This window comes from Cognatiluteimonas weifangensis, assembly GCF_003416885.1.
GTDB classification, from domain to species: domain Bacteria; phylum Pseudomonadota; class Gammaproteobacteria; order Xanthomonadales; family Xanthomonadaceae; genus Cognatiluteimonas; species Cognatiluteimonas weifangensis.
The window spans coordinates 54,905-80,689 of record NZ_QVPD01000005.1; the positions used below are offsets into that span (position 1 = coordinate 54,905).

Sequence of the window (25,785 nt, forward strand, 5' to 3'; positions counted from 1 at the left end):
ATTTACGGGCCGCTGACCGTATAGCCCTGCGCGCGCAAGCGGTCGAGGTAGCTGCCCGGCCCGATCAGGTTCTCCATCGGCACGAAGGCAACCGTGGACGCGTTCCTGGCCAGAGCTGCCGTCGCCTCGTCGAGCCAGCGCGCCTCCACGCTGTCTTTGATGTTCGGCAAGCCGTACTTGGCCGAGAACTCGGGCCTTATCAGGGCATCGGAACAGGCCGCGTCGCGCCGCTGCAGTGACGCGAAGCTGATGCGGGAGACCTGGCCGTTGGCCCAGGCGTTGGCATTGGAGACCATCCGCGGGATGTCGGTTTCGACGGCATCCAGCGTCGCGGCCAGACACTTCCGGTCATCCAGTTGCATTTCTCTCATGTCGGCCAGCGCCGCCTTTGCCGTCTGGCTGGTGATGTCCACCTGGACTCGCGGAACGGTGCTCTTGACCCCGTTCGCCTCGATGGTTGGCTGCATGGCCGGATATACGAAGCCGCGGGAGGACAGATTCGCCCGCTTCACGGCAGCTGCGAAGAGTTCCTGCGCTGCGATCAGGGGGCGCTTGCGCTCCACACCGGAATCATGCGGCAGATACTTTGCCTTGGCCTGCAGCCAGCGCGCATACAGTTCCGGCGGGAGCACGTCCTTGAGCAATTGCCCGTCCGGGTTTTTCTTGGCGCGCAGATAGCCGATGCCGAGCATGGCCTGCTGCAACAGGTTTGCATCCACGTTGACGCTGTATCTCGGCGCCCACAGCACCTCCTGCGAGCGGGCCACCAGGGCGCGCACCTCGGTGGCGTCCCACTCGATGTCGGCCGGCCGTGGCGAGAGCGTGCCCATGATCCACAGGTCATGGTCCTCGTCCCGGTAAACCTGCCACAGGCCCGGGCCCGCGACCCGACCGCTGACCACCACCGTATCCAGGAGCTTGGGCTCGCTTGGCGCCGGGCTTGCGGATGCGGATGGCACCGGCGTGGCGTCCTGCGCCCGGGCAGCCGCTGCGACGAGGCAGGTGCACAGCACGGAAGTTGCGAGCAACTTTCCCGTTCTCATTCGGACATCCCTTTCATTCGGCCGGCTCGCCCGCAATCTTACGGGCAGTCGCGACGGACGCAGCGGTGGCTGCGCCGGATGACGTTCCGGCAGAACGAATGACAACAAAAAACCGGCGCTTGGCCGGTTTTCTGGACTTGCCTGGATCCTCTGGCAAGAGAGGAATGGTGGAGCGGAAGGGGATCGAACCCTCGACCTTCGCATTGCGAACGCGACGCTCTCCCAGCTGAGCTACCGCCCCACGTTTTTTGAACAGCAGACCCGGCCGACGCCGGAAGCGGCGCATTATACGGGCGCGCCCCGGCCCTCGCCAGCCGTGCCGGCAACGGGCGTGGCGTGGCCGGTGCTGCGGGGCGCGAGCGCAGCCAGCAGCGGGGCCAGGCGCGGTTCCAGCAGCTGCCGGCGCCAGCCGGCGAGCGGGCCGGGCCAGAGCTCGTCGGCGCCGTTGTCGAGGTTGTCGAGCAGCGCCTGCAACCAGCGCCGCGAGGCGAGTACGCCGCTCTCGGGCAGGCCGTGCTCGGCGCTGAGCGCAGCCACGGCGTCCTGCAGCTTGCGCAGCATGGCCTTGTCGCGCTCCTCGCTGCGTGCCGGCGGCGCGTCGGCCTCGTCGGCCAGCGGCGTCTGCAGCGCCTGCCAGAGTGCATCGCCGAGCGCGCGTGGCGCTTTCGGGGTGGCCTCGAGCTGGCGCTGCAGGGCGGTGCGGTCGCCCGGCGGGTTGCGGGCCAGGGCGGCGGCGAGTTCGTTGTCGAGGATCCAGTTGCGCGGGCGGTCGTGCTCGCGGGCGTAGGCGTCGCGCCAGCGCAGCAACCGCAGCAGTCGGCGCTGGGCGTCGACGGCAAGGAATTGGGTCGTGCGCAAGGCCAGGTGCGGCCAGCGCTCCAGCGCGTCGCTGCGGGCGTTGGCGACCAGGCGGCCGGCGTCTTCGGCCAGCCACGGGCCGCGGCCCAGCGCCTGCAGCCGCGCCTCGAGGTCGTCGTGCAGGGCGAACAGGTGGCGCACGTCGTCGGCGGCGTAGTCCAGCTGCGCCGGCGACAGCGGCCGCCGCAGCCAGTCGGAGCGGGTTTCGCCCTTGCGCAGTGCGATCCCGAGCGTGTCCTGCACCAGGCGCTGGTAGCCGGCGCCGGCGGCCACGCCGGCCAGCGCTGCGGCGATCTGGGTGTCGAACAGCGGCGCGGGCACCACGCCGCAATGGTGCTTGAGCGCGATCAGGTCCTCGCTGGCGCTGTGCATCACTTTGAGGATCGTCGGTTCGGCCAGCATCGACGCCAGCGCGTCGGGCATGCCGGGGGCCAGCGGATCGACCAGCAGGATGCCGGCGTCGCCGGCGACGCCGTCGAGCGCCAGTTGCACCAGCGCCAGCTGCGGCCACCAGGTCCGCTCGCGCACGAATTCGGTATCCATGCCGATGCGGCGCGGGGCGGTTGCGGCAAGGCGGTCGGCGAGTTCGGCGGGGTCGCGGATCCAGACGGTCACGGGCGGGCGGGATGTCCTGAAACAGTCGTCCAGCCTACCGGGTACGGTGGTGGACCTGTCAAACCGGCGGCCGCGCCTGCCTGCGGCGCGCGGTTGCCGGCGGCAGCGGCTATGGCCTAAGTTGCCGGCTCCGGAGCGGGCAGCCGCGCCGGGCGGGTGTCGAACGGGAGAGGGCGATTGCGCGTCGGCAAGTTCGTGACAGCGACGGTGTTGGCGACGCTTGCGCTGGCCGGCTGCGGGCGCGAGCAGGCCGGCAAGGCGCCCGTGGCCGCGCCGCAGGCGCACGTCGGCACCGGGCAGGTCACCGTCAGCGGCGACGACCGCATCGCCGCGACCCTGACCTGGCAGGCGCCGGCGGTCGCGCTGGCCGCCGAGGATCTGGAGGCCGCGCGCACGCGGGCGGCACAGGCGCTCGCCGCCGGGCGCCTGTATGCCGATGCCGAATCGGCGATCCCGCTGTACCTGGCGATCCTGCGGCTGGCGCCCGGGGATCCGGTCGCCCAGGACGGGCTGCAGCGCGCGCGCACGGCCTTGCTGGCCGCCGGCGATGCCGCGCTGGCGGCGGCCGACGACGACAGCGCCGCCCTGCGCCAGGCGCATACCGTCGCCGCGGTGGCGCGCAGCATCGCGCCGCGGGAGCCGGCGGTGCAGGCGTACCTGCGCCAGGTGGATACCGCCGACCGCCTGTGGGAGCTCAACGCGCAGGCCGAACGCGACCTGCGGGCCGGCCGCCTCGGCGAGTCCGGCGATGGCGCCCTGCCCAGGCTGCGCGAGGTGTTGCGTGTCAGCCCGGAGCAGCCGCGCGCGCTGCAGAGCCTGGCGGCCGTGGAAAGCGGCCTGATCCGCCGCGCCGAGGACGCCGGCATGCGCGGCGACTTCGACAACGCCTGGCACTGGCTGGTGCTGGCGGCCCGGGTCCGCCCCGGCAGCGACACGATCCCCGATGCGCGCGAGCGCATCGCCGGCATGCGCCGGGCGCGCATCGCGCGTTTGCGCGACGAGGGCCTGGTGGCGCTGCAGCAACGCGACGGCGAGCGCGAAATCGCGCTGGCGCGCGGCAAGCTGGCGGAAATCCTGCGCATCGCCGAACCCGGCAATGCCGCCGCCGCCGAGCTGCGCGCCCGCATCGAGCTGGTGACGCATTACGGGCTGTTCCATCCGGGGCAGGCGTTCACCGATGCGCTCGGCAGCGGCGCGCGCGGGCCGGAGATGGTGGTGGTGCCGCACGGCGCGTTGCGCATGGGCGCGGCGGCCACGGACGAGGAGGCCAGCGACAGCGAGCGTCCGGCGCACTACGTGCGTTTCGACCGCGGCTTCGCGATGTCGCGCACCGAGGTCACGGTCGGGGACTTCCGTCGCTTCGTCGCCGCCAGCGGCCACCGGCCGACCGCGACCCGGCGCGGCTACTCGATGGTGTACGAGGAGCGCAACGGCAACTTTGTCCGCCACAGCGGCATCGACTGGCGCTCGGCCTACGACGGCGCCGCGGCCGGCGACGACCTGCCGGTGCTGCACGTCAGCGCCCGCGATGCCGATGCCTACGCGCAGTGGCTCAGTGAGCGCAGCGGCCAGCGCTACCGGCTGCCGAGCGAGGCCGAATTCGAATACGCGCTGCGCGCCGGCGGCGACGGCCGTTACCCGTGGGGCGATGGTCCGCCGCCGCAGGGCGCCGGCAACCTCACCGGCGCGGACGACCGGTCCCCCGGCGGCCGCCGCTGGCGCAATGCCTTCGCCGGTTACGACGATGGCTACTGGGGGCCGGCGCCGGTGGCGCGGTTCGCCGCCAATGCATACGGCCTTCACGACCTGGCCGGCAATGTCAGCGAATGGGTCGCCGATTGCTGGCACGACGGTTACCGGCGCGCGCCCGAGGACGGCGCCGCCTGGGTCAATCCGGGTTGCCGTACGCGGGTGTTGCGCGGCGGCGCCTGGGCCAGCGCGCCGGAGCAGACGCGGTCGGCCTGGCGCGCGCCGGCGGGCGTGGAGACCACCAACGCGCGGGTCGGATTCCGGGTGGTGCGCGAACTTTGAGGCCGGCCGGCGTGTGCTCTGCGCATGGCCCGGGAGAAGGCAGATGAGGCAGGATCCGTTCGGCGACCAGGGCAGGCCGCGGCGTCGCGGCAGAGGCGGGTTGCGGCTGTGGGTGCTGCTGCTGTTCGCCGGCTATGCGGTGTACTACTGGGTCTCCAACCGCAGCACCGACCCGTACACCGGCGAGACGGTGCTGATCGACAAGAGCATCACCCCCGAGCAGGAGTCGGTGCTGGGCTTGCAGGCCTACCGGGAGATCCTGGCGCAGGAGCCGGCATTGGCCGCCGACGCGCAGATCTCGCGTCAGGTGCGCGAGATCGCGCAGCGCCTGATCGCCAAGGTGCCGCAGGTGGAGGACGCGCTGGCCGCCGAGCACGGCATGCAGGCGCCGCACGTGGAGCGGGCGTTCGACTGGGAAGTCAACGTGCTGCAGTCCGACCAGGTCAACGCGTTCTGCCTGCCCGGCGGCAAGATCGCCGTCTACACCGGGCTGGTGCCGGTGGCGCAGAACGCCGACGCGATGGCGGTGGTGATGGGCCACGAGATCTCGCATGCGCTGCTGCGCCACGGCGCGCAACGCATGAGCGAGCAGAAGCTGGCGCAGCTGGGACAGATGGCCGGGGCGATGAGCGGCATGGACCAGCAGCAATTGCAGGCGGTGATGGCGGTGTACGGCTACGGCCGCGCACTGCCGTACGCGCGCAAACAGGAAACCCAGGCCGACGAGATGGGGCTGATGCTGGCCGCCGCCGCCTGCTTCGACCCGCAGGCGGCGGTGCCGCTGTGGCAGCGGATGCAGCAGACCGGCAGCGGCGGGCAGCCGGAATTCGCCTCCACCCACCCCGATCCCGGCACCCGCATCGAGAACCTGCAGGCATGGATGCCCAAGGCGATGCGGTATCGGGCGAGGTCCTGCACCGCCTCCGGCACGCAGTGAGGGGCGGGAGTTGCGCGTTCCGCTGGACGCCGCCGTCCCGGGTCAGAAAGCCATGAACAGCCCGCCGTTGACCGGCAGGTTGGCGCCGGTGATGAAGCCGGCGTCCTCGGCGGCCAGGAACGCTACCGCGCGCGCGATTTCCCGCGGCTGCCCGAGCCGCCCGACCGGCACCTGCGCGACGATGCCGTCGCGGATCGGCTGCGGGATCGCCATCACCAGCGCGGTCTCGCAGTAGCCGGGCGACACCGAATTCACGGTCACGCCCTTGCGCGCGACCTCGCGCGCCAGCGCCATGGTGAAGCCGTGCATGCCGGCCTTGGCCGCCGAGTAGTTGGCCTGCCCGAACTGTCCGGTCTGGCCGTTGACCGAGCTGATGTTGACGATGCGGCCGTAGCCGCGCGCGGCCATGCCTTCGACCACGTGCCGGGTGAGGTTGAACACGCCGCCCAGGTTGACTGCCAGCACCGCGTCCCACTGCGTCGGGTCCATCTTGCGCAGCGTGCTGTCGCGGGTGATGCCGGCGGCGTTGACCAGGATGTCGATGCCGCCGTGGCTGGCCTGGAGCGCTTGCACCAGCGCGCCGCAGGCGGCGAAATCGGTGACGTCCAGCGGCGCGAAAGCGATGTCCAGGCCGTCGGTCGCCTGGCGGAAGGCGGCGACGCGTTCGGCATTGCCGTCCAGGTCGGCGGCAACGACCCGGTTGCCGGCCTCGGCCAGGGCGATGCAGATCGCGGTGCCCAGGCCGCCGATGCCGCCGCTGACCAGCGCGGTCCGCCGTGGTGTCGCCATCAGCGTGCGCCCCGGGCGACGGCGGGCGTCGGCGTGCAGGAGAACGGACGCACCTTCAGTCGCCGCGCGTCTTGGCCGCGTCCTTGTCGCGCGCGGGATCGCCGGCGCTGCGGCCGACGCCGCCGACCAGATTCTGCTGGAATTCCTTCCACACCGCGAGGTTGCGCTCGGTGAGCTGGTTCATCATCGCCCACGGCGTCTGCCCGAGCATGCCGCCCATCTGCTGGCGGAACTGCTGCTGCTGCTCCATGAACAGCTGCAGCGAGCGCTCCAGGTAGCTGCCCATGAAACCCTGCAGCGAATCGCCGTAGAAGCGGATGATCTGGCTGAGCAGCTGTGTGGACAGCATCGGCTCGCCGTCCTGTTCCTGCTCGGCGATGATCTGCAGCAGCACCTGCCGGGTCAGGTCGTCGCCGCTCTTGGCGTCGCGGACCTCGAAATCCTCGCCCTCGACGATCAGCTGGCGCACATCCTCGATGGTGATGTAGCTGGAGATCTCGGTGTCGTAGAGACGGCGGTTGGGATACTTCTTGATGACGCGTGCGGCCATGCGCTGCGACCCCCGGCTGAGATCCCGAGCATGGCGCAGCGCAGCAGCGGTTGCAACCGCCGGCGACGCCCGTCGCCGGCAGCTGGCGCGACGACGCGTTGCCGGCGCGGCCCCTCGCGTTCTCGCGTAGCGCTGTCGATGCTGCTCGCCCGGCGCCCGTGCCGAGCCCGCGGCCGCTGCGTGCGATGCGGCGGGCGCGCGCACCCGCGCGGCTACCAGCCCATGTACTGGCCGCCGTTGGCCGAGAGGTTGGCGCCGGTGATCCAGCTGGCTTCCTCGGGGATGAAGAAGGCGACCGCGTAGGCGATCTCTTCCGGGGTGCCCAGGCGCCCGAGCGGGATCTGCGCCACGATCTTGTTGCGCACCTCCTCCGGCACCGCCATCACCATGTCGGTGCCGATGTAGCCGGGCGAGACGGTGTTGACGGTGATGCCGAATTTGGCGTTTTCCTGCGCCAGGGAAATGGTGAAGCCGTGCATGCCGGCCTTGGCCGCGGCGTAGTTGGCCTGGCCGTACTGGCCCTTCTGGCCGTTGATCGAGGCGATCTGGATCACCCGGCCCCATTTGCGCGCGCGCATGCCCTCGATCACCGGGCGAGTGACGTTGAAGCAGGAGTCGAGGTTGGTGCGGATGACCTCGTTCCACTGCTGGTAGGTCATCTTGTGGAAGGTGGTGTCGCGGGTGATGCCGGCGTTGTTGACCAGGATGTCCACCGGCCCGAGCTGCGCCTCGACCTCGCGCACCAGCGCCTGGCCGTCCTCGGGCAGCGACACGTCGCCGCGGGCCAGGGCGATCTCGTAGCCTTCGGCCTGCAGCTTGCGTTGCCAGGCGCGGGCCTTGTCCTCGTTGCGGTAGTTGGTGGCGACCTTGTGGCCGAGGTCGGCCAGCCGTTTGCAGATCGCGGTGCCGATGCCGCCGGTCCCTCCCGTCACCAGTGCGACGCGTGCGCTCATTGCCTTCTCCTTGTCGCCGCTGCCGCGGCAGGACTGTCGATCGCGGTTTCCGGCCGATTCTAGACAGGGTCGGCGGTATCCGTGTTGTGCGTCGCGGCGAGGGGCGCCGGCTGCGGCAGGTGCGGGATCGCCGCGGGCACGAAGGCGCGTTGCGCGGCCTGCAATGCGGCGGCGACCGAACCCGCGCCGGCCAGCGCCTCCGGCGCCTGCCCCAGCGCCCGCCAGACGGCGCGCAAGGCCGGCAGCGGATCGTCCGCGTCCACCGGCAGCGCCGCCAGCGACTTGGACAGCTTGCGGCCGTCGGCATCCACCAGCAGCGGCAGGTGTGCGTAATGCGGCGTCGGCAGCCCGAGTGCGCGCTGCAGCAGGATCTGCCGCGGGGTGGAGTCGAGCAGGTCGGCGCCGCGGACCACCTCGGTGATGCCCTGGGCGGCGTCGTCCACCACCACCGCCAGCTGGTAGGCCCAGCAGCCGTCGGTGCGCCGCAGCACGAAATCGCCGACCTCGCTGCCGAGGTCCTGGACGACGCGGCCCTGGATCGCGTCGTCGAAGCCCAGCACGGTGAACGGCAGCACCCGCAGCCGGATCGCCGGGTCGGGGCGCCGCGCGGCGGCCATGCAGCGCCGGTGGATGCCGCCCTCGGCGGCCAGGTCGCTGCGGCTGCAATGGCACGCGAACGCCTCGCCGCCGGCGAGCAGGCGGTCCAGCGCCGCGCGGTAGACGGCGCCGCGCTCGCTCTGGCGCAGCACGGGAAGGTCGGATTCCAGCCCGAACGCCGCCAGCGTGCGCAATTGCGCGGCGGCTGCGCCGGCGATCTCGCGCGGCGGGTCCAGGTCCTCGATCCGCACCAGCCATTGCCCGCCGGCATGGCGCGCCAGCAGCCAGCTGCCCAGCGCCGCCAGCAGCGAGCCCAGGTGCAGCGGGCCGGTCGGCGAGGGCGCGAAACGGCCGCGGTACGGGGCGGGAGACGGAGGGGCAGGGGCGCTCATTGCACTTGAATTTAACCCGCGCCTGCCACACTTTGGACCGTCATCGCGCCGGTCGCGCGCGCCTGCGGAAGAGGAAGCATGTTGAAGCGAGTCGCATTGTTCCTGGCCACCAACCTGGCCGTGCTGGCGCTGGTCAGCGTGGTGATGTCGATCCTGGGCGTCAACGCCGACCAGTTCGGCGGGCTGCTGGTGATGGCGGCGCTGTTCGGTTTCGGCGGGTCGATCATCTCGCTGCTGGTCTCCAAGTGGATGGCCAAGCGCGCCACCGGCGCGCACGTGATCGACACCCCGCGCAACGAGGCCGAGCAGTGGCTGCTGGCCACCGTGCGCCGGCAGGCGCAGCAGGCCGGCATCGGCATGCCCGAGGTCGCGATCTACGACGCGCCGGAGATCAACGCCTTCGCCACCGGCGCCAACCGCAACAACGCGCTGGTCGCGGTGTCGACCGGCCTGCTGCGGGCGATGGAACGCGACGAGGCCGAGGCGGTGCTCGGCCATGAAGTCAGCCACGTCGCCAACGGCGACATGGTGACGATGGCGCTGCTGCAGGGCGTGCTCAACACCTTCGTGATCGTGCTGGCGCGGGTGGTCGGACGCGTGGTCGATGGCTACCTGTCCGGCGGCCGCGAAGGGCCGGGGATCGGCTACTACGCGATTGTGTTCATCCTGGACATGGTGTTCGGCCTGTTCGCGAGCATGATCGCGATGTGGTTCTCGCGCCATCGCGAGTTCCGCGCCGACAACGGCGGCGCCACCCTGGCCGGGCGCAACAAGATGATCGCCGCGCTGGAGCGGCTGGCGCAGAACCACGGCGTCAGCACCCTGCCCAAGCAGGTGCAGGCTTTCGGCATCAGCGGCGGCGCCGGCGGCGGCTTGCGCAGGCTGCTGATGAGTCATCCGCCGCTGGAAGAGCGCATCGCCGCGCTGCGCAACGCGCCGCTGGGTGGTGGCGCGGTACGCCAGGGCGTGATCGCCTGAAGCGATCTTCCGGCGATCGAAAAGCCCGCCTTCCAGGCGGGCTTTTTTTTGAGGCGCTTCTCCCAGGCTCAGGATCTTCTGCGGGAAGCCGGCGGCCCAGCCTTTGCTGGCACGCCGTGAACCCGCCCTTCATGCGCGGAAACATCTACGGGGGAAGCCCGCGGCCCAGCCTGCGCAGACACGCGGTGAATGCAACCCCAAGCGCGGGAACCCTCTGCGGGGGGAAGCCGGCGGCCCGGCCTGTGCGGGACACGCCGTGAATACGTCCTTGTAGGCTCCTCGGCGGCATCCATGCCGCCGACGGTCCCGCACAGGCCGGGCCACCGGCTTCCGGCAAGTGAGTCGGCACCTGCAGAAAAAAGCCGCCCGAAGCGATGGACGCCAATCTCGCGAAGTCGCCGCCCGGCGGGCTGGGGGTGCGGAGAGTGGACCATGGATGGTCCACGACCCGACTTAAAGACAGGAGGTCGTCAGGAGGGCGCAGCATCCCCAGCCCGCCGGGCGGCGACTCCGGCCGAAGCCGATCTCCCAAGGGCAGGTCAGGGATGACCTGCGCCCCGACTGGAAGACAGGACGTCGTCAGGAGGGCGCAACCCCCCAGCCCGCCGGGCGGCGGCTCCTGCCGAAGCCGATCTCCCGAGTGCAGACCATGACGCGACATCAAGCCAGGCATGGCCCTGTCGACTTGAAGACAGGAGGTCGTCAGGAGGGCGCAGCACCTCCGGCCCGCCGGGCGGCGACTCCTTCCGAAGCCGATTCCACCGGAGTGCCGGTCATGGATGACCCGTGTCCGACTTGGGGAACGCCCGGGCAAAAGGTTGCTTTGAAGGCACTGAATCCCCGCTTTCGCGGGGATGACGACACCGTTTCAGGCTCCCTCGAAGGCTGCCACGAACGACGGCCTTACTCGAACTCGTAGTTCATGTCCGGGCCGGCCGGAGCGAGGAAGTAGCCCTCGACGTAGTCGATGCCGCTGGAGAACAGGATCGCCATGCTGGCTGCATCCTGCACGAACTCGGCGATGCTGCGGATGCCGAGGCTACGGGCCTTGGCCGCGATCTCGGCGACGCGCTGCTGGTTGCCGGCGTTCTTCGGCAGGTCCTCGGTGAAGCTGCGATCGAGCTTGAGGAACGCCGGGTCGAAGTGCGACAGCAACTGGAACGAATCCAGCCCGGCGCCGAACTGCTCCAGGCCCACGCGGCAGCCGTGCGCGGCGACCGCGGCGGCGAATTCCTGCGCGGCGCGCAGATGGGTGAACACCTTGGCTTCGGGCAACTGCAGCACCAGGTGCTCGCCGCCGATGCCGGCCGCGGCCAGGCGCTCGCCGACGTGCCGGGCCAGGCTGTCGTCGGCCAGCGACGCCTGGGTGACCTTCACCAGCAGCGTCACCGGCTGCCCGGCGCGCTTGCGCTCGGCGGCCACGGCGATGGCGTGCTCGACCACCCAGCGGTCGATTTCCCACAGCAGCCCGTGCTCCTCGGCGATCTGCAGGAAGCTCAGCGGCGGCACGGTTTCGCCGGCGCCGGCGTCCAGGCGGATGTAGGCCTCGTACATCGCGCCGGACTCGCCTTGCAGGCTGATCACCGGCTGGTAATGGAACAGGAAGCGGTCGTTGTCGAGCGCGTCGCGCAGGCGCGTGACCCAGGCCTGGATACGCTCCTCCTCGGCGCGGTCCACCGCGCTGGGGTCGAAGATCTCGGTGCGGTTGCCGCCCACGCCGATCGAGGACTGCACGCCCTGGTTGGCCTTGGCCAGCACCTGGGTGACGCTGGCGATCTTCTCGCCGATCTGCACGCCGCCGATGCTGGCGGTGATCGCGGCCGAGCGCTGTCCGATCTCCAGCACTTGCGCGGCGAAGGCCTCGCGGATGCGTTCGGCCAGGCTGGTGGTGGCGACGTGGTCGCCGCGCAGCAGCACCGCCAGGGTGTGCTCGCCGAAGCGCGCCGCCACCGCGCTGCCGTCGGCCAGGGCATCGGCGAGCGTGTTGCGCAGGCGCTCGGCGATTGCCTCCAGCAGCGCATCGGCCGAATCCAGGCCGATCTCGTGCAGCAGCCGCTGGTAGTGGTCCGGTTCCAGCAGCAGCAGCCCGTGCTGGCCCTGGTTCTGCGCCGCGTCGGCGACCGCGCCTTCCAGCGCATGCAGGAAGGTCGGGCGGTTGAGCAGGCCGGTGGTCTGGTCGCGCTGGCGCAGTTCTTCGACCTCGCGCGCCAGCTCCGGGTCCGATTCCTGGCGCCGGAACACGACCTGCAGGCAGGGCTCGCCCTCGTACAGCGCGGAGGTGAATTCCATCACCGCCGGGAAGGTGTCGCCCTCGATGTCGCGCGCCAGCAGTTCGTAGCGCGGCGGCGCCGGCTCGCCCTTGCTCAGGCCCTTGAGCAGGGCCTTGAAGGCGTCCACGTGCTGCGGCGCCACCAGGTCCAGCAGCGACATGCCCTCGATATCCTCGAAGGACTCGTAGCCGAACATCTCCAGGTACGCCGAGTTGGCGCGGATATGCATGCCCTCGTGGACGTAGGCGATGGGATCGCGCGAGGACTCGATCAGCGCGTCGCAGCGGCGCTCGGTTTCGCGCACCTGCGCCTCCAGCCGGCGCAGCGCGCGTCGCGCCTCCAGGTCCGCCCATTCGGTGCGCACCGCGCGCAGCAGCTGCTGCGGCTTGCTGCGCAGGGCGATGGCACGGACGCCGAAACCCAGCGCCTGGGACAGGCTGGCGTCGTCGACGCGGTCGGCGACCGCCACCACCGGCAGGTCCTTGCCGCTGGTCTTGACCAGCTGCAGCACCTCCTCCAGCGGCACGCCGTTGGACTGCTGCGCCGCGAGCACCAGGTCGACCTGCTGCCCGCCGAGCATCGTCGCCAGCTCCTCGGCCGAGTCCGGGCGCAGCGGACGCACCGCGATGCCGGCATTGCGCAGGCAGCTGACAATGGCCTCGGCGTCCTCGACGCTGTCGTCGACGATCATCAGGCGCAATGCGGTGTCGGTTCCATTCGCCATTCGGGTCTCCGTACCGCAGTTTTCTACACGATGCCCGTCAGCGCGTCCAATCGCGGGGCCGGAATTGCGACGGCTATAACGGTCGTTTGCCGGGGTCGCCGGGAAGCTCGCGCACCAGCCGCGGCACCAGGTAGCCGGACAGGCGCGCCGCCAGCGCCGCGTGCAGGGCGCGGGCGCGGTCGTCGTCGACCTCGAAGTGCGCGCTGCCGGCGACGCGGTCGAGCTGGTGCAGGTAGTAGGGCAGCACCCCGGCCTGGAAGGCGCGCTCGGACAGCTGCGCCAGCGCGTCCACCGAATCGTTGACCCCGCGCAGCAGCACCGACTGGTTGAGCAGGGTCGCGCCGGCCGCGCGCAGCCGTGCCAGCGCGGCGTCGACGCCGGCGTCGAACTCGTTGCCGTGGTTGGCGTGGATCACGAACGCCAGCGGCCACGGCAGCGCGCCCAGCCAGGCGAGCAGCGCGGCGTCCACGCGTTCGGGCAATACCACCGGCAGGCGACTGTGGATGCGCAGCCGACGGATGTGCGGCAGCCCGGCGAGGGCGTCGGTGAGCTCGGCCAGCTTGGGCGTGGCCAGCGACAGCGGATCGCCGCCGGAGAGGATGACTTCCTCGATGTCCGGGTCCGCGGCGATCAGCGCGACCGCGTCCTGCCAGCCGCCGGCGGCGGCGGTTTCCTCGGCGTAGGGGAAGTGGCGGCGGAAGCAGTAGCGGCAGTTGACCGCGCAACTGCCGGTCGCCACCAGCAGCGCGCGCCCGCGGTACTTGCGGATCACGCCGGTGCCGGCCCTGGCCGCGCCGTCGCCGACCGCGTCCAGGCCGAACCCCGGGACCACGCGCTCCTCGTCGAGCACCGGCAGCACCTGGCGCAGCAGCGGGTCGTGCGGGTCGCCGTGGCGCATGCGCGCGACGAAGCCGCGCGGCACCCGCAGCGGGAACTGCTCTGCGGCGGCATCGGAGAGGGCCGGGGCCAGCGCCTGCAGCCCGAGCAGGGCCAGCAGTTCGCGCGGATCGCGCACGGCCTCGCGCCACAGCCGCCGCCAGTCGGCAGGGGCGGCGTCGGGGTGCGGGTGCTGCAGGGCGGGGGAGGCAGCAGGTATCATGGCGGCTTCGTTTTCCGGGGTGCTCCGGCGCTTCCGGGCCCCGGTCCCATCCATTTTAGCCGCCTCGCGCGGCGGCATTGTAGGAGCCTCCATGGCCAGCTACGGCATGAACGACGTCAAGAACGGGATGAAGATCCTGATCAACGGCGATCCGGCGATCATCACCGACACCGAGTACGTCAAGCCGGGCAAGGGCCAGGCCTTCACCCGCGTCAAGTACCGCCTGATCAAGTCCGGGCGGGTGCAGGAAGTCACCATGAAGAGCACCGACTCGCTGGAGGCGGCGGACGTGGTCGATACCGACATGCAATACCTGTACAGCGACGGCGAGTACTGGCATTTCATGAACCAGGAAAGCTTCGAGCAGGTGCAGGCCGACAAGGCCGGCGTCGGCGACGCCGCCAAGTGGCTCAAGGGCGAGGAAGACTGCGTCGTCACCCTGTGGAACGGCACCCCGATCGCGGTGCAGGCGCCCAACTTCGTCGAGCTGAAGATCGTGGAGACCGACCCGGGCGTGCGCGGCGACACCTCCGGCGGCGGCGGCAAGCCGGCCACGCTGGAGACCGGCGCGGTGGTGCGGGTGCCGCTGTTCGTCGGCCAGGACGAGGTGATCCGGGTCGATACCCGCTCGGGCGAGTACGTCTCGCGCGTGAAATGACGATTCGGCCCGTGTCCGCGAAGCGGAAACGGCTTCGCCGAATCGCCGTCTCCGCGAAAGCGGGGCGGCAAACGAAAGCAGGCTGCACATGACCGAGCCGGCTCTGGAGCCCTGCGACCTGCTGATCGAAGCCGGCTGGGTGGTGCCGGTCGAGCCGCACGGCGTGGTGCTGGAGGACTATGCCGTGGCGGTGCGCGGCGACGCGATCCTCGCGCTGCTGCCGCGCGCCGAGGCGCGGGCGCGTTTCGCCGCGGCGCAGGTGGTCTCGCGCCCGCAATCGGCGCTGCTGCCGGGCCTGGTCAACGCCCATGTCCACAACCCGATGACGCTGCTGCGCGGCGTCGCCGACGACCTGCCGCTGATGCAGTGGCTGCAGGGCCATATCTGGCCGCTGGAAGCGCAACTGATCGCGCCGGATTTCGTCGCCGACGGCATCGCGCTGGCGATCGCCGAGATGCTGCGCGGCGGCACCACCTGCTGCAACGAGAACTACTTCTTCCCCGACGTGCAGGCGGCGACCTACCGGCGCTACGGCTTCCGCGCGCGGATCGGCCTGCCGATCATCGATTTCCCGTCGGCCTGGGCGCGCAGCGACGACGAGTACTTCGACCGCGCCACCGAGGTCCACGACCAGTGGCGCGGCGATGCCCTGGTGGCGATGGCGTTCGCGCCGCACGCGCCGTACACGGTGTCCGATGCCAGCTTCGAACGCATCCGCATGTTGTCCGACCAGCTCGACATCCCGGTGCACTGCCACGTGCACGAGACCGCGCACGAAATCGACGAGTCGCTGCGGCAGCACGGCCAGCGCCCGCTGGCACGGCTGGAGCGGCTGGGCCTGGTCAACGATCGCCTGATCGCGGTGCACATGACGCAGCTGACCGACGCCGAGATCGCGCTGTGCGCACAGCGCGGCGCCAGCGTGGTGCATTGCCCGGAATCCAACCTCAAGCTCGCCTCGGGCTTCTGCCGCGTCGCCGACCTGCAGCGCGCCGGAGTCGTGGTGGCGATCGGCACCGACGGCGCGGCCAGCAACAACGACCTGGACATGTTCGGCGAGACCCGCACCGCGGCGTTGCTGGCCAAGGCCGTCGCCGGCGATGCCTCCGCGCTCGACGCCGCCAGCGCGTTGCGCGCGGCGACCCTGGGCGGCGCCCGCGCGCTGGGCCTGGACCACCTGGTCGGCTCGATCGAGCCCGGCAAGCAGGCCGACCTGGTCTGCGTCGACCTGGCGCCGCTGGAGACCCAGCCGCTGCACCACGTGATCTCGCAGCTGGTGTACGCGACTGCCCGCCAGCAGGTCGGCGACGTGTGGATCGCCGGCCGGCCGAAGCTGCGCGAGCGGACGCTGGTGGACATGGACGCCGCGGCGCTGGTCGCCAACGCGCGGCAGTGGCGCGAGCGCATCGCCGCGATCCGGATTTCGTGAATCCCGCGGCCTCTGCAGGAGCATCGCCATGAGCCAGGCCCCGTCCCCGGCCGACACCAACTTCAGCCAGGCCGAGCTCGACAAGTTCAACGAACTCGCGCACCGCTGGTGGGACCCGGAAGGCCCGCAGAAGGCGCTGCACGCGCTCAATCCGGCGCGGCTGGGCTACATCGCCGAGCGCGTGCCGCTGGCGGGCGCGGCGGTGCTCGACGTGGGCTGCGGCGGCGGCCTGCTCAGCGAGGCGCTGGCGGCCGCGGGCGCGCGGGTCACCGCGATCGACCTCGCCCCGGACCTGCTGAAGATCGCGAAGCTGCACCGGCTCGAATCCGGGGTCCAGGTCGACTACCGCGCCAGTTCGGTCGAAGCCCTGGCGGCGGCGCAGCCGGGCAGCTTCGACGCCATCGCCTGCATGGAGATGCTCGAGCACGTGCCCGATCCGGCCTCGGTGCTGGCCGCCTGCGCGACGCTGCTCAAGCCCGGCGGGCGGCTGTTCGTGTCCACCCTCAACCGCACCCCGGCGGCATTCGCGCTGGCGATCGTCGGCGCCGAATACCTGGCGCGGCTGCTGCCCCGGGGGACCCACCGCTACCGCGACTTCATCCGCCCCTCGGAACTGGCGGCGTGGCTGCGCGCCGCCGGCCTGCTGCTGGAGGACGTCAGCGGCCTGGCGTACCTGCCGTGGCGCAACGCGGCGCGGCTCACCGCGCGCACCGACGTCAACTACCTCGCCTGCGCGCGCAAGCCGGACGCCGGGCATGGCGAGTAGCGACGGCCACGGGCGCGGGCACGGGTTTCCGCGCCTGGTGCTGTTCGACCTCGACGGCACCCTGCTCGACAGCGCGCCGGACTTCGTCGCCACGATCGCGGTGCTGCGCGCGCAGCGCGGCGAAGAGCCGATGCCGGCCGCGGCCTTGCGCCCGCATGTCTCCCGCGGCGCGCGGGCGATGCTGGCGGCGGCGTTCCCGCACCTGGACGAGGCCGCGCGCGAGGCGCTGGTGGCGCCGTTCCTGGCGGTCTACCGCGAGCAGCTGGCGCGCCACGGCGCGCCGTTCGAGGGCGTCGAAGCGCTGCTGGCGGCGATCGAGGACGACGGCAGCCGCTGGGGCATCGTCACCAACAAGCCCGAGGCGCTGGCGCAGGCGCTGCTGCCGCGGCTGGGCTGGCAGGCGCGCTGCGCGGTGCTGGTCGGCGGCGACACGTTGCCGGTGCGCAAGCCCGATCCGCTGCCGCTGCTGCACGCCGCGCAGGGGCTGGGCGTGGCGCCGTGCGATTGCGCCTACGTCGGCGACGACGAGCGCGACATCGTCGCTGCGCGCGCGGCGACGATGCCGGCGGTGGTGGCGCTGTGGGGCTATCGACGCGCCGAGGAGGATCCGGCCACCTGGCACGGCGACCTGCTGGCCGCCGCCCCGCGCGATCTGCTGGACCCGGCGGCGTGGCCGCGACCGCGATGAGGACGTCATGAGCGGCGAGGCAGCCCTGACCGGATTCATCGACAAGTGGCGTGCGCGCTGGCCCGAGTGGCGCGTGGCCGAGGTGTTCGTGCCGGCGGCCGAACGCGAGCGCGCGCTGGCCTGGTTCACGCTGCGCCAGGAACTGACCGACGCCGCCTGGGGCGGCAGCGACCCGCGCCCGGGCGAGGCCAAGCTCGGCTGGTGGGCGGAGGAGCTGCAGGGCTGGGCGCAGGGCCAGCAGCGGCATCCGCTGGGGCTGGCGCTGCAGGCGTTGCCGGCGCCGTGGTCCGCGCTCGCTGCCTGCCTGCCGGCGCTGCTGGCCAGCCGCGAGCGCGCCACCGACGCCGAGGAGGCGATCGCGGTGCTGGAACCTTTCGCCGAAGCCGTGGCCGGGATCGCCGCGACCCTGTTCGCCAGCACGACCCCGGCGCCCGCGTCCGGCACCGTGGTCGGCCTGCTCGCCGAGCGCCTGCTGCTGGAGGAGGTCGCGGTCCCGCTGCAGGTGCGCGCGCGCCTGGGCGAGGCGGCGCCGCCGCAGGCCCTGGCCCGCGCCTGGGCGCAGGAGCTGCTGCAACGGTGGCCGCCGCCGCACCAGGGCGCGCGCAGCGGCCGGATCCACGCGGCCCTGCTGCGCGCGCGCCTGCGCCGCTGCGCGGCCGGCGGGCACCCGGTGCGGCAGCCGCTGCCGGCCTGGCAGGCGCTGGCCGTCGCCTGGCGCGCCGCCCGCGGCGCCTGAGCCGTCGCTGCCGCCGGGACGAAAGCAGCGGCGCAGAACCGCCATCGCCGCGCCCTGGGAGCGACGCAGGCGCGATCCCCGCCCCCCGAAAGCCCGCCCCGCCCGCGCCCCCCAGCCCCCCCCCGGCACGCAGCGTTGCAGGCCAGGTGACGGGCCCGCAGGGCGCAGTCGTTACAATGGCGGTTCGCTTTGCCCGGTTTGCGCCCGTGTCCACATCCCCGATCTCGCCCTCGCTGTTGCCCGACGTCGCCCAGGACGCCGCCGCGCTGGCGCGTCCGCTGGACTGGGTCGGGATGGACCGGATCGCGCTGCCGGTGCGGATCGCCGACGCCGACGGCGGCAGCATCCAGGTCGCCGCCTCGGTCGATGTCGCGGTCGATTTGTGCGATGCCGGCGCCCGCGGCATCCACATGTCGCGCCTGTACCTGCGCCTGCAGCAGGCGTTCGCCAGCGAGACCATCACCCCGGCCGGGTTGCGGCGGGTATTGCAGGGGTTCGTCGAGTCGCAGCAGGGGCTCTCGACCGGTGCCCGGCTGACGCTGCGCTACGACCACCTGCTGCAGCGCGCCGCGCTGGCCAGTGCGCACAGCGGCTGGAAGCGCTATCCGGTGACGATCGAGGCGAGCCTGCGCGAGGGCCACCTGCGCCTGGCGCTGTCGCTGTCGGTGGAATACTCCAGCACCTGTCCGGCCTCGGCGGCGCTGTCGCGGCAGCTCAACGCCGCGCGTTTCGCCGACGAATTCGCCGCCGCGCGGCCGCTGTCGACCGAGGTGGTGCGCGACTGGCTCGCCTCCGAACGCGGCCTGGCCGCGACCCCGCACGCGCAGCGCAGCCGCGCCGAGGTGCGCGTGGAACTGCGCCAGTCCTTCGACGAGTTGCCGGTGGCGGCGCTGGTGGACGCGCTGGAGGCCGCGCTTGCCACCCCGGTGCAGACCGCGGTCAAGCGCGAGGACGAGCAGGCCTTCGCCGAGCTCAACGCCGCCAACCTGATGTTCTGCGAGGACGCCGCGCGCCGCGTCGCCGCGGTGCTGTCCGCCGATCCGCGGGTCGAGCGCTTCGACGCCCGCGTCGCCCACTTCGAGAGCCTGCACCCGCACGACGCGGTGGCGCGGGTCAGCGGCCACAACCCCGGCTGAGCGCGTCCGCGCGGGCGGTCGTGCCGCCGCACCGCACGGGGCGCGACTTCCCGGTCGCTGCAGGCGCGCGCCAACCGCGAGGCGCTGCAGCGCAGGCGAGCCGCCACGGGCGCCTGCGGCTCGCGCCGCGCGCGAAAGGCCCGGCGCCCGCAGCGGATCGTGCCGGCGCCGGACCTGCGCCGGCGGCCCCCGCGATCGACGCGGCTCGTGCCCTCAGCGCGCGAATTCCAGCCGCCGCCCCTGCGGCGTCCCCAGCAGCCGATTGCCGTCCCAGACCTGCACGCCGTTGACCCAGGTCGAGGCGATGCGGTTGTGGAAGCGGGTGCCTTCGAACGGCGACCAACCGCACTTGGACAGCACGTCCTCGCGGCGCACCTCCAGCGGCGCGTCGTCCACCAGCACCAGGTCGGCCCAGTAGCCTTCGCGCAGGAAGCCGCGTTCGCGCACGTCGAACAGCTGCGCGGCGGCGTGCGCGAATTTCTGCACCACCTGGGCGTTGGTCAGGCGGCCTTCGTGCACCAGGTCCAGCGCCAGCAGCAGCGCGTGCTGCACCAGCGGCAGGCCGCTGGGCGCCTGCGCGTAGGGACGCGACTTTTCCTCCAGCGTGTGCGGCGCGTGGTCGGTGGCCAGCACGTCGATGCGGTCCTCGGCCAGCGCGCGCACCAGCGCCTGGCGGTCGCCGGCGTCCTTGATCGCCGGATTGCACTTGATCAGGTTGCCCATGCGCGCGTAGTCGCTGCGGTCGTAGCGCAGGAAATGCACGCAGGTTTCGGCGGTGATGCGCTTGCGCGAGCCGTCGGCGCGGATGATCGGCCCCTGCTCGAACAGCGCCAGTTCGTCGGCGGTGGAGATGTGCAGGATGTGCAGGCGCGCGTCGTGGCGGCGCGCCAGTTCCATCGCCAGCCGCGTGGACTTGACGCAGGCCTCGCGCGAGCGGATGTCGGGATGGCATTCCACCGGGATGTCGTCGCCGTAGCGGGCCTTGTACGCGGCCAGGTTGGCGTCGATGGTCGGGGTGTCCTCGCAGTGGGTGATGATCGGCGTCGGCGCCTCGCGGAAGATCCCGTCCAGGGTGTCGGGATCGTCGACCAGCATGTTGCCGGTGGACGCGCCCATGAACACCTTGATCCCCGGCGCGGTCAGCGGGTCCAGGGTGCGGATCGCCTCCAGGTTGTCGTTGCTGGCGCCCAGGTAGAAGCCGTAGTTGCCCCAGGCGCGGCCGGCGGCGCGGTCGTACTTGTCCTGCAGCGCGGCCGCGTCCAGCGTCGGCGGGCGGGTGTTGGGCATGTCCATGAAGCTGGTCAGTCCGCCGGCGACCGCGGCCGCCGATTCGGTGGCCATGTCGGCCTTGTATTCCATGCCGGGCTCGCGGAAATGCACCTGGTCGTCGATCATGCCCGGCAGCAGGCGGCGGCCGTTCGCGTCGATCACGCGTTCGCCCTCGCGCGCGGACAGGCCGCTGCCGATCTGCGCGATGCGGCCGTCGGCGATGCGCAGGTCGCCGTCGTATTCCCGGCCTTCGTTGACCAGCCGGGCGTTGACGATCAGTGTTTGCGACATGCGTGGGTTCCTTTGTCGGGTGGGGGATCGAGAGCCGGCACCGGATCGTGGCCGCCGGGATGCAGGGGGTGGCAGCGGCCGATGCGCCGCAGCGCCAGCCAGCCGCCCTTGAACGCGCCGAAACGCGCGATCGCCACCATCGCGTATTCCGAGCAGGTGGGCACGAACCGGCAGCGCGGCCCCAGCAGGGGGCTGAGCCAGCGTTTGTAGCCGCGCAGGCAGGAAATGAGGAGGCGATCGAGCACGATGCGTGAAGGCGGCGCGACGCAGGCGTGCGCGGTTGCCGCTGTAGACGGGGCAGGGTATAACAGCGCGCTTTCCCGTCTCAAGGGAAGAAGAGGAATCCCTGTCCGTGGCAGCGAAAAAACCCGCAAAAAAGACCGTGAAGGCCGTGAAGAAGGCCGCCAGGCCCGCCGGGAAGCCGGCTGCGAAGAAGTCGGCGGCGAAGAAGCCGGCGACGAAGAAGCCGACGCCGAAGCAGGCGCCCGCACGCAAGCCCGTCGCCAGGAAGGCCGCGCCGAAGAAAGCTTCCTCGAAGCAGGCCGCCCCGAAGCAGGCCGCCGTGAAAAAGGCCGCCGCGAAGAAACCCGCGCCGAAGAAGGCAGCGCCGAAGAAGGCCGCACCCAGGCCGGTGGCGCGCAAGGCGCCGGCGCCCAAGGCCGCGCCGAAGAAAGCCGTTGCGGCGAAGAAGCCCGCGCCGGCGAAGGCCGCCGCACCGGTGCGGCCGGCCGCGCCCGCCCGCACCGCGGCCAAGGTGCCGTCGCGGCCGATCGCCAAGTCGGTCGCGCGCCCGGCCAGGCAGGCCGCGGTCGAGCCCCGGCCGGCGGCCGCACCCGCCCAGACTGCGCCGGCCAGGCCGGCCGCCAGGCCGCGTCCGCTCGGCAAGGTCGCCGTTGCCGTCCCCTCCAAGCCGGCTCCGCCGGCGCCGCGCGGCAAGGTCAAGGTGATCGCGTACAAGACCGACGAACTCAGCGGCCGCCCGATCCTGCCGCACGGCTACAAGCCGAGCGTGGACGAGGAGTACATGGGCCCGCTGATGACCGAGTATTTCCGCCAGCGCCTGCTGCAGTGGCGCGCGGACCTGGTCGAGGAATCCAAGCAGACCATCGAGAACCTCAAGGACGAAGTGCGCGACGTCGGCGACGAGGCCGAGCGCGCCACCCGCGAGACCGAGAACTCGCTGGAGCTGCGCACCCGCGACCGCTACCGCAAGCTGATCGGCAAGATCGACAGCACGCTCAAGCGCGTGGAGTCCGGCGAGTACGGCTACAGCGTGGACTCGGGCGAGGAAATCGGCCTGGAACGGCTGGAAGCGCGCCTCACCGCCGAGCGCACCATCGACGAGCAGGAGCGCTGGGAGCACCTGCAGAAGCAGATCGGCGACTGAGCCGCCGCAAGCTGCGACGCGAAGGCCCCGCCGCGCGGGGCCTTCGCGTTTTCCGGGCGCGCACTGCGGGCGGATCGGTCGGGGACGTCGCCCGGGTGCTGCGGCAGCTGACCCAGGTCAAGGCCGGTCACGGGCCCGCGCCGCAGGATGCCCCGTTGTCGCCCCGGCAACGCGGGCGTTGCGGCTGCCGCCGTGGCCGCGTTCAATGCAGGCTTCCGGGAGCCATGCCAGGAACCGCCGCCATGTCGTTCCACGATTTCGCCGGCCTGTTGCAGGCCGCGCGCCGGCAACCCGAGCCGCAGCGGCTGCTGCTGGTGTTCGCCGCCGCCGAGCTGCCGCGCGACGCCAATGCCGCCGAACGGGCCGCGTTTGCGCGCGGCGAGGGCGGGGCGCTGGCGCCGGTGCTGTGCGTGGACAAGCTGCCGGAGGAGGTGGCGAGTTTCGCTGCGCTGCGGGAGGAGTCGACGCGGACCGGGGTCGGCTGGGACATCCTGTTCGTGGCGGCGCTGTCCGGGCACGGCGGTTACGCCCCTGGCCCGGACGAGGCGGTGCAGCCGTTGCGGATGATGGTGGAGGCGATCAAGGGCGGGCGCATCGCCCAGTTCGTGGCGGTGACCCGCGACGGCGAGCTGGTGCAGCTGCGATGAGCGCGCGCCACCGACCGCTGCCGGCCCGCCGCGGCGGCCCGCGCCGGGGCGCTGGCGCGACCCCGCCCGCGCCCCCCACAATGGGGCGCGCGGGTTGCCGCGCCGGTCCTGGCCAGGCGCGGCGCCGCGGTATCGACCCCGGGAGAGACGCATGAGCACGCAAGCGACATCGACCGAACCCCGTGGCCGCACCCGGCTCTGGATCGTGTTCTGGATCTACGGCGTGCTGGCCAGCCACCTGTTCTTCGGCGCCATCCTGTATTTCTACCGCCAGATCGACACGCCGTTGCTGGCCGGGCTGCTGGCCGCCTTCATCGCCTACACCGCATGGATCATGCGCGCGGTCTGGGTGGATGCGTTCAACGTGCGCAAGGAGCTCTACGCCTACATCGCCCGCGCCCTGACCGTCGCCTGGGCGCTGAACGCGGTGCTGGTGTCGGTGTTCCTGTTCCTCGGCCACCTGGGCAAGATGAGGTTGCCGTTCTGACCGTGGCCCGGCCCGTGCGCGCCGTTGCGGCCAGGCGCCTGCCCCGCGGGCGCGACGGACGCACGCAATGACCGCCGTGGCCAGGGCCAGGCTGGCGCGCTGGGACGCGGACATCGCCGGCCTGTCGCCGGCCTACTTCGGCATGGTGATGGCGACCGGCATCGTCTCCATCGGCGCCGACATGCTCGGCCTGCCGCTGCTCGCGCGCGGCCTGTTCGCGCTGAACCTCGCCGTCTATGCCGTGCTCTGGGCGCTGTACCTGCTGCGGCTGCTGCGCCACCCGCGCCGGTTCTTCGACGACATGTGCGACCACCTGCGCGGGCCGGGCTTCTTCACTGCCGTCGCCGCCACCAGCGTGCTCGGCTCCCAGTGCCTGCTGCTGGCCGGCAACCTCGCCGCCGGCATGGCGCTGTGGGGTGCGGCGATCGTGCTGTGGCTGACGCTGACCTACGCCGTCTTCGCCATCCTCACGATCAAGGAGACCAAGCCGGCGCTGGACCGCGGCATCAACGGCGGCTGGCTGCTGGCGGTGGTGGCCACGCAGTCGATCGCGGTGCTCAGCGCGCTGCTGGCCGCGCGCATCGGCCAGCCCTACAAGCTGGAGATGAACTTCTTCGCGCTGTCGATGTGGCTGTGGGGCGGGATGCTCTACATCTGGATGATGTCGCTGATCTTCTACCGCTACACCTTCTTTCCGTTCCGCCCCGACGACCTGTCGCCGCCGTACTGGATCAACATGGGGGCGATGGCGATCTCGACCCTGGCCGGCTCGCTGCTGATCGTCAACGCCGCCGAGGCGCCGTTCCTGCTGTCGCTGCATCCCTTCCTCAAGGGCTTCACGGTCTTCTACTGGGCCACTGGCACCTGGTGGATCCCGATGCTGCTGGTGCTGGGCGTGTGGCGCCACGTGTACAAGCGCTTCCCGCTGCGCTACGACCCGCTGTACTGGGGCGCGGTGTTCCCGCTGGGCATGTACGCCGCCAGCACCGCCGAGCTGGAGCAGGCGATGGGCTTCGGGTTCCTGGCGTGGCTGCCGCGGCTGTTCCTGTACGTGGCCCTGGCCGCGTGGCTGGCCGCGTTCGTCGGCGTGCTGCGCAGCCTCGCCCGCGGCCACCTCACCGGCGCGGGCGGGTCGCCGCTGCCGCCATGATCTCCGGCAGGTCGGTCTCGCGGCCGAGTTGCGGGAAATGGCTGCGTTCCATGCGTCGGATCGCGAAGTGCATCCACGCCAGCGCCGCGGCCACCACCGCGAACAGCAGCATGAAACAGCTGGTCCAGATCCCGGTCAGGTCGTTCATGGCGCCGAACGCGATCGGCAGCACGAAGCCGCCGAGGCCGCCGATCATGCCCACCACGCCGCCGACCGCGCCGACGTGTTGCGGGTAGTAGACCGGGATGTGCTTGTACACGGCGGCCTTGCCCAGCGACATGAAAAAACCCAGCACGAACACCAGCACGGTGAACGGCACCAGCCCGATCGCCAGGTGGAAGGCGATGTCGCCTTCGATTCCCTTGACCACGTAGCGGGTGTCCGGATACGCGAGCAGGAACGTCACCAGGGTGGAGACACCGAAGGTCCAGTACATCACCACCCGCGCGCCGAGCTTGTCGGAGAGCCAGCCGCCGACGATGCGGAACAGGCTGGCCGGGATCGAGTAGGCCGCCGCGATCATGCCGGCGGTGGCCACGTCCAGCCCGTAGGCGCCGATCAGGTAGCGCGGCAGCCACAGCGACAGCGCCACGAAGCCGCCGAACACGAAGAAGTAGTACAGCGAGAAACGCCACACCTGCAGGTTGCGCAGCGGCGCCATCTGCTCGGAGAACGGCATCGGCCGCGCCCCGGAGCGGCGGCGCCCGGCCAGCGCCGGATCCTCCTGGGAGAACAGGTAGAAAATCGCCGCCGCCACCGCCAGGCCCACCGCCCAGACCCGGGCCACCATGATCCAGCCGGCGGCGACCATCAGCAGCGGCGCCAGCAGCTTGGTCACCGCCGCGCCGACGTTGCCGGCGCCGAAGATGCCCAGCGCGGTGCCCTGGCGCTCGGCCGGAAACCAGCTGGAGACGTAGGTCACGCCGACCGAGAACGAGCCGCCGGCGATGCCCACGAACAGCGCCGCGAGCAGGAACTGCGGATAGGTCGTGGCATAGGTCAGCAGCCAGGTCGCTGCCGCGCCGCACAGCATCACCAGGGTCAGCACCCGGCGGCCGCCGAACTGGTCGGCCCAGATCCCCAGGAACACCCGGATCAGCGAGCCGGTCAGGACCGGAGTGGCGATCAGCAGGCCGAAGCGGGTGTCGTTGAGCCCCAGTTGCGCCTTGATCTGGATGCCGATGATCGAAAAGATCATCCACACCGCGAAGCACGCGGTGAAGGCGAACGTGCTGAGCCACAAGGCCCGTTGCTGCTGGGCGCCGCTGACGTGCGAGAGGTCGTGCATGGGCGTGTTTCCGGGAG

The 25,785-nt window shown here is 71.6% G+C and carries 24 protein-coding genes and 1 tRNA gene; 13 read left to right on the forward strand and 12 right to left on the reverse strand.

Features of this window, described 5'->3' with window-relative positions; genetic code table 11:
• Window positions 1-2: 2 nt before the first annotated feature.
• From D0Y53_RS06310 to rnd, 3 genes are all read right to left on the reverse strand, one after another.
• Window positions 3-1,043: a TraB/GumN family protein gene (locus tag D0Y53_RS06310; RefSeq protein WP_158550593.1), complete on the reverse strand. Its 1,041-nt coding sequence runs from the start codon at window positions 1,041-1,043 to the stop codon at window positions 3-5.
• Window positions 1,044-1,208: 165 nt separating this feature from the next.
• Window positions 1,209-1,284, reverse strand: a tRNA-Ala gene (locus D0Y53_RS06315).
• A gap of 44 nt (window positions 1,285-1,328) precedes the next feature.
• Window positions 1,329-2,516 carry a ribonuclease D gene (rnd, locus tag D0Y53_RS06320; protein WP_117202374.1) on the reverse strand — a complete coding sequence of 396 codons (1,188 nt, stop codon included), beginning with the start codon at window positions 2,514-2,516 and terminating at the stop codon, window positions 1,329-1,331.
• Between the two features lie 177 nt (window positions 2,517-2,693).
• Between rnd and D0Y53_RS06325 the strand changes: the two genes are divergently transcribed.
• Together D0Y53_RS06325 and D0Y53_RS06330 are read left to right on the forward strand one after the other, a co-directional pair.
• The gene (locus tag D0Y53_RS06325; protein WP_233511681.1) at window positions 2,694-4,547 is read left to right on the forward strand and encodes a formylglycine-generating enzyme family protein; all 1,854 of its coding nucleotides are present in this window, start codon (window positions 2,694-2,696) and stop codon (window positions 4,545-4,547) included.
• Between the two features lie 43 nt (window positions 4,548-4,590).
• Entirely contained in the window at window positions 4,591-5,484 is an 894-nt protein-coding gene (locus D0Y53_RS06330) for a M48 family metallopeptidase (protein ID WP_117202376.1), read from the forward strand.
• Between the two features lie 42 nt (window positions 5,485-5,526).
• Here the strand turns inward: D0Y53_RS06330 and phbB (D0Y53_RS06335) are convergent, their stop codons facing one another.
• From phbB (D0Y53_RS06335) to gluQRS, 4 genes are all read right to left on the reverse strand, one after another.
• A complete protein-coding gene (gene phbB / locus D0Y53_RS06335) occupies window positions 5,527-6,273 on the reverse strand; it encodes an acetoacetyl-CoA reductase (RefSeq protein ID WP_117202377.1) in 747 nt (248 codons plus the stop codon).
• Between the two features lie 55 nt (window positions 6,274-6,328).
• Window positions 6,329-6,823 (reverse strand): polyhydroxyalkanoate synthesis repressor PhaR, encoded by a 495-nt coding sequence (gene phaR / locus D0Y53_RS06340; protein WP_117202378.1) that lies wholly within the window; start codon window positions 6,821-6,823, stop codon window positions 6,329-6,331.
• A gap of 212 nt (window positions 6,824-7,035) precedes the next feature.
• Window positions 7,036-7,776 (reverse strand): beta-ketoacyl-ACP reductase, encoded by a 741-nt coding sequence (gene phbB / locus D0Y53_RS06345; RefSeq protein WP_117202379.1) that lies wholly within the window; start codon window positions 7,774-7,776, stop codon window positions 7,036-7,038.
• 59 nt (window positions 7,777-7,835) lie between these two features.
• A complete protein-coding gene (gene gluQRS, locus D0Y53_RS06350) occupies window positions 7,836-8,765 on the reverse strand; it encodes a tRNA glutamyl-Q(34) synthetase GluQRS (RefSeq protein ID WP_117202380.1) in 930 nt (309 codons plus the stop codon).
• Window positions 8,766-8,843: 78 nt separating this feature from the next.
• Between gluQRS and htpX the strand changes: the two genes are divergently transcribed.
• Window positions 8,844-9,743 (forward strand): protease HtpX, encoded by a 900-nt coding sequence (htpX, locus tag D0Y53_RS06355; RefSeq protein WP_117202381.1) that lies wholly within the window; start codon window positions 8,844-8,846, stop codon window positions 9,741-9,743.
• Between the two features lie 903 nt (window positions 9,744-10,646).
• Here the strand turns inward: htpX and D0Y53_RS06360 are convergent.
• Window positions 10,647-12,737: an EAL domain-containing response regulator gene (locus tag D0Y53_RS06360; RefSeq protein ID WP_199492009.1), complete on the reverse strand. Its 2,091-nt coding sequence runs from the start codon at window positions 12,735-12,737 to the stop codon at window positions 10,647-10,649.
• Between the two features lie 73 nt (window positions 12,738-12,810).
• Entirely contained in the window at window positions 12,811-13,836 is a 1,026-nt protein-coding gene (gene epmB / locus D0Y53_RS06365) for an EF-P beta-lysylation protein EpmB (protein WP_117202531.1), read from the reverse strand.
• 91 nt (window positions 13,837-13,927) lie between these two features.
• Between epmB and efp the strand changes: the two genes are divergently transcribed.
• The 6 genes from efp (at window position 13,928) to folE2 (ending at window position 19,249) form a co-directional block, all read left to right on the forward strand.
• The gene (gene efp / locus D0Y53_RS06370; protein ID WP_117202382.1) at window positions 13,928-14,494 is read left to right on the forward strand and encodes an elongation factor P; all 567 of its coding nucleotides are present in this window, start codon (window positions 13,928-13,930) and stop codon (window positions 14,492-14,494) included.
• 88 nt (window positions 14,495-14,582) lie between these two features.
• Entirely contained in the window at window positions 14,583-15,923 is a 1,341-nt protein-coding gene (locus tag D0Y53_RS06375; protein WP_117202383.1) for a TRZ/ATZ family hydrolase, read from the forward strand.
• A gap of 28 nt (window positions 15,924-15,951) precedes the next feature.
• Window positions 15,952-16,689, forward strand: coding sequence for a bifunctional 2-polyprenyl-6-hydroxyphenol methylase/3-demethylubiquinol 3-O-methyltransferase UbiG (ubiG, locus tag D0Y53_RS06380; RefSeq protein ID WP_117202384.1), 738 nt, complete (start codon window positions 15,952-15,954; stop codon window positions 16,687-16,689).
• A complete protein-coding gene (gph, locus tag D0Y53_RS06385; protein ID WP_117202385.1) occupies window positions 16,679-17,377 on the forward strand; it encodes a phosphoglycolate phosphatase in 699 nt (232 codons plus the stop codon). Before ubiG ends, gph begins: the two co-directional genes overlap by 11 nt.
• A 7-nt stretch (window positions 17,378-17,384) precedes the next feature.
• Window positions 17,385-18,113: an isoprenoid biosynthesis enzyme family protein gene (locus D0Y53_RS06390; protein WP_117202386.1), complete on the forward strand. Its 729-nt coding sequence runs from the start codon at window positions 17,385-17,387 to the stop codon at window positions 18,111-18,113.
• A 206-nt stretch (window positions 18,114-18,319) separates the two neighbouring features.
• On the forward strand, window positions 18,320-19,249 hold the full coding sequence (gene folE2 / locus D0Y53_RS06395; protein WP_233511682.1) for a GTP cyclohydrolase FolE2: 930 nt from the start codon (window positions 18,320-18,322) through the stop codon (window positions 19,247-19,249).
• 213 nt (window positions 19,250-19,462) lie between these two features.
• On the opposite strand, the gene D0Y53_RS06400 is transcribed toward folE2, so the two are convergent.
• Window positions 19,463-20,809: a dihydroorotase gene (locus D0Y53_RS06400; RefSeq protein WP_117202388.1), complete on the reverse strand. Its 1,347-nt coding sequence runs from the start codon at window positions 20,807-20,809 to the stop codon at window positions 19,463-19,465.
• Window positions 20,794-21,054: a membrane protein insertion efficiency factor YidD gene (yidD, locus tag D0Y53_RS06405; protein ID WP_233511683.1), complete on the reverse strand. Its 261-nt coding sequence runs from the start codon at window positions 21,052-21,054 to the stop codon at window positions 20,794-20,796. Before yidD ends, D0Y53_RS06400 begins: the two co-directional genes overlap by 16 nt.
• A 107-nt stretch (window positions 21,055-21,161) precedes the next feature.
• On the opposite strand from yidD, the gene dksA reads away from it, so the two are divergent.
• The 4 genes from dksA to D0Y53_RS06425 all read left to right on the forward strand — a co-directional run bounded on the left by dksA (window position 21,162) and on the right by D0Y53_RS06425 (window position 24,480).
• Window positions 21,162-22,196 (forward strand): RNA polymerase-binding protein DksA, encoded by a 1,035-nt coding sequence (dksA, locus tag D0Y53_RS06410; protein ID WP_117202389.1) that lies wholly within the window; start codon window positions 21,162-21,164, stop codon window positions 22,194-22,196.
• 242 nt (window positions 22,197-22,438) lie between these two features.
• On the forward strand, window positions 22,439-22,843 hold the full coding sequence (locus D0Y53_RS06415) for a ribonucleotide reductase subunit alpha (RefSeq protein WP_117202390.1): 405 nt from the start codon (window positions 22,439-22,441) through the stop codon (window positions 22,841-22,843).
• A 151-nt stretch (window positions 22,844-22,994) separates the two neighbouring features.
• On the forward strand, window positions 22,995-23,330 hold the full coding sequence (locus tag D0Y53_RS06420; RefSeq protein ID WP_117202391.1) for a hypothetical protein: 336 nt from the start codon (window positions 22,995-22,997) through the stop codon (window positions 23,328-23,330).
• A 67-nt stretch (window positions 23,331-23,397) separates the two neighbouring features.
• Window positions 23,398-24,480, forward strand: a complete 1,083-nt coding sequence (locus D0Y53_RS06425; protein ID WP_117202392.1) for a tellurite resistance/C4-dicarboxylate transporter family protein — start codon at window positions 23,398-23,400, stop codon at window positions 24,478-24,480.
• On the opposite strand, the gene D0Y53_RS06430 is transcribed toward D0Y53_RS06425, so the two are convergent.
• Entirely contained in the window at window positions 24,446-25,768 is a 1,323-nt protein-coding gene (locus D0Y53_RS06430; RefSeq protein ID WP_117202393.1) for an MFS transporter, read from the reverse strand. The two genes, D0Y53_RS06425 and D0Y53_RS06430, sit on opposite strands and share 35 nt — an antisense overlap.
• Window positions 25,769-25,785: the final 17 nt, after the last annotated feature.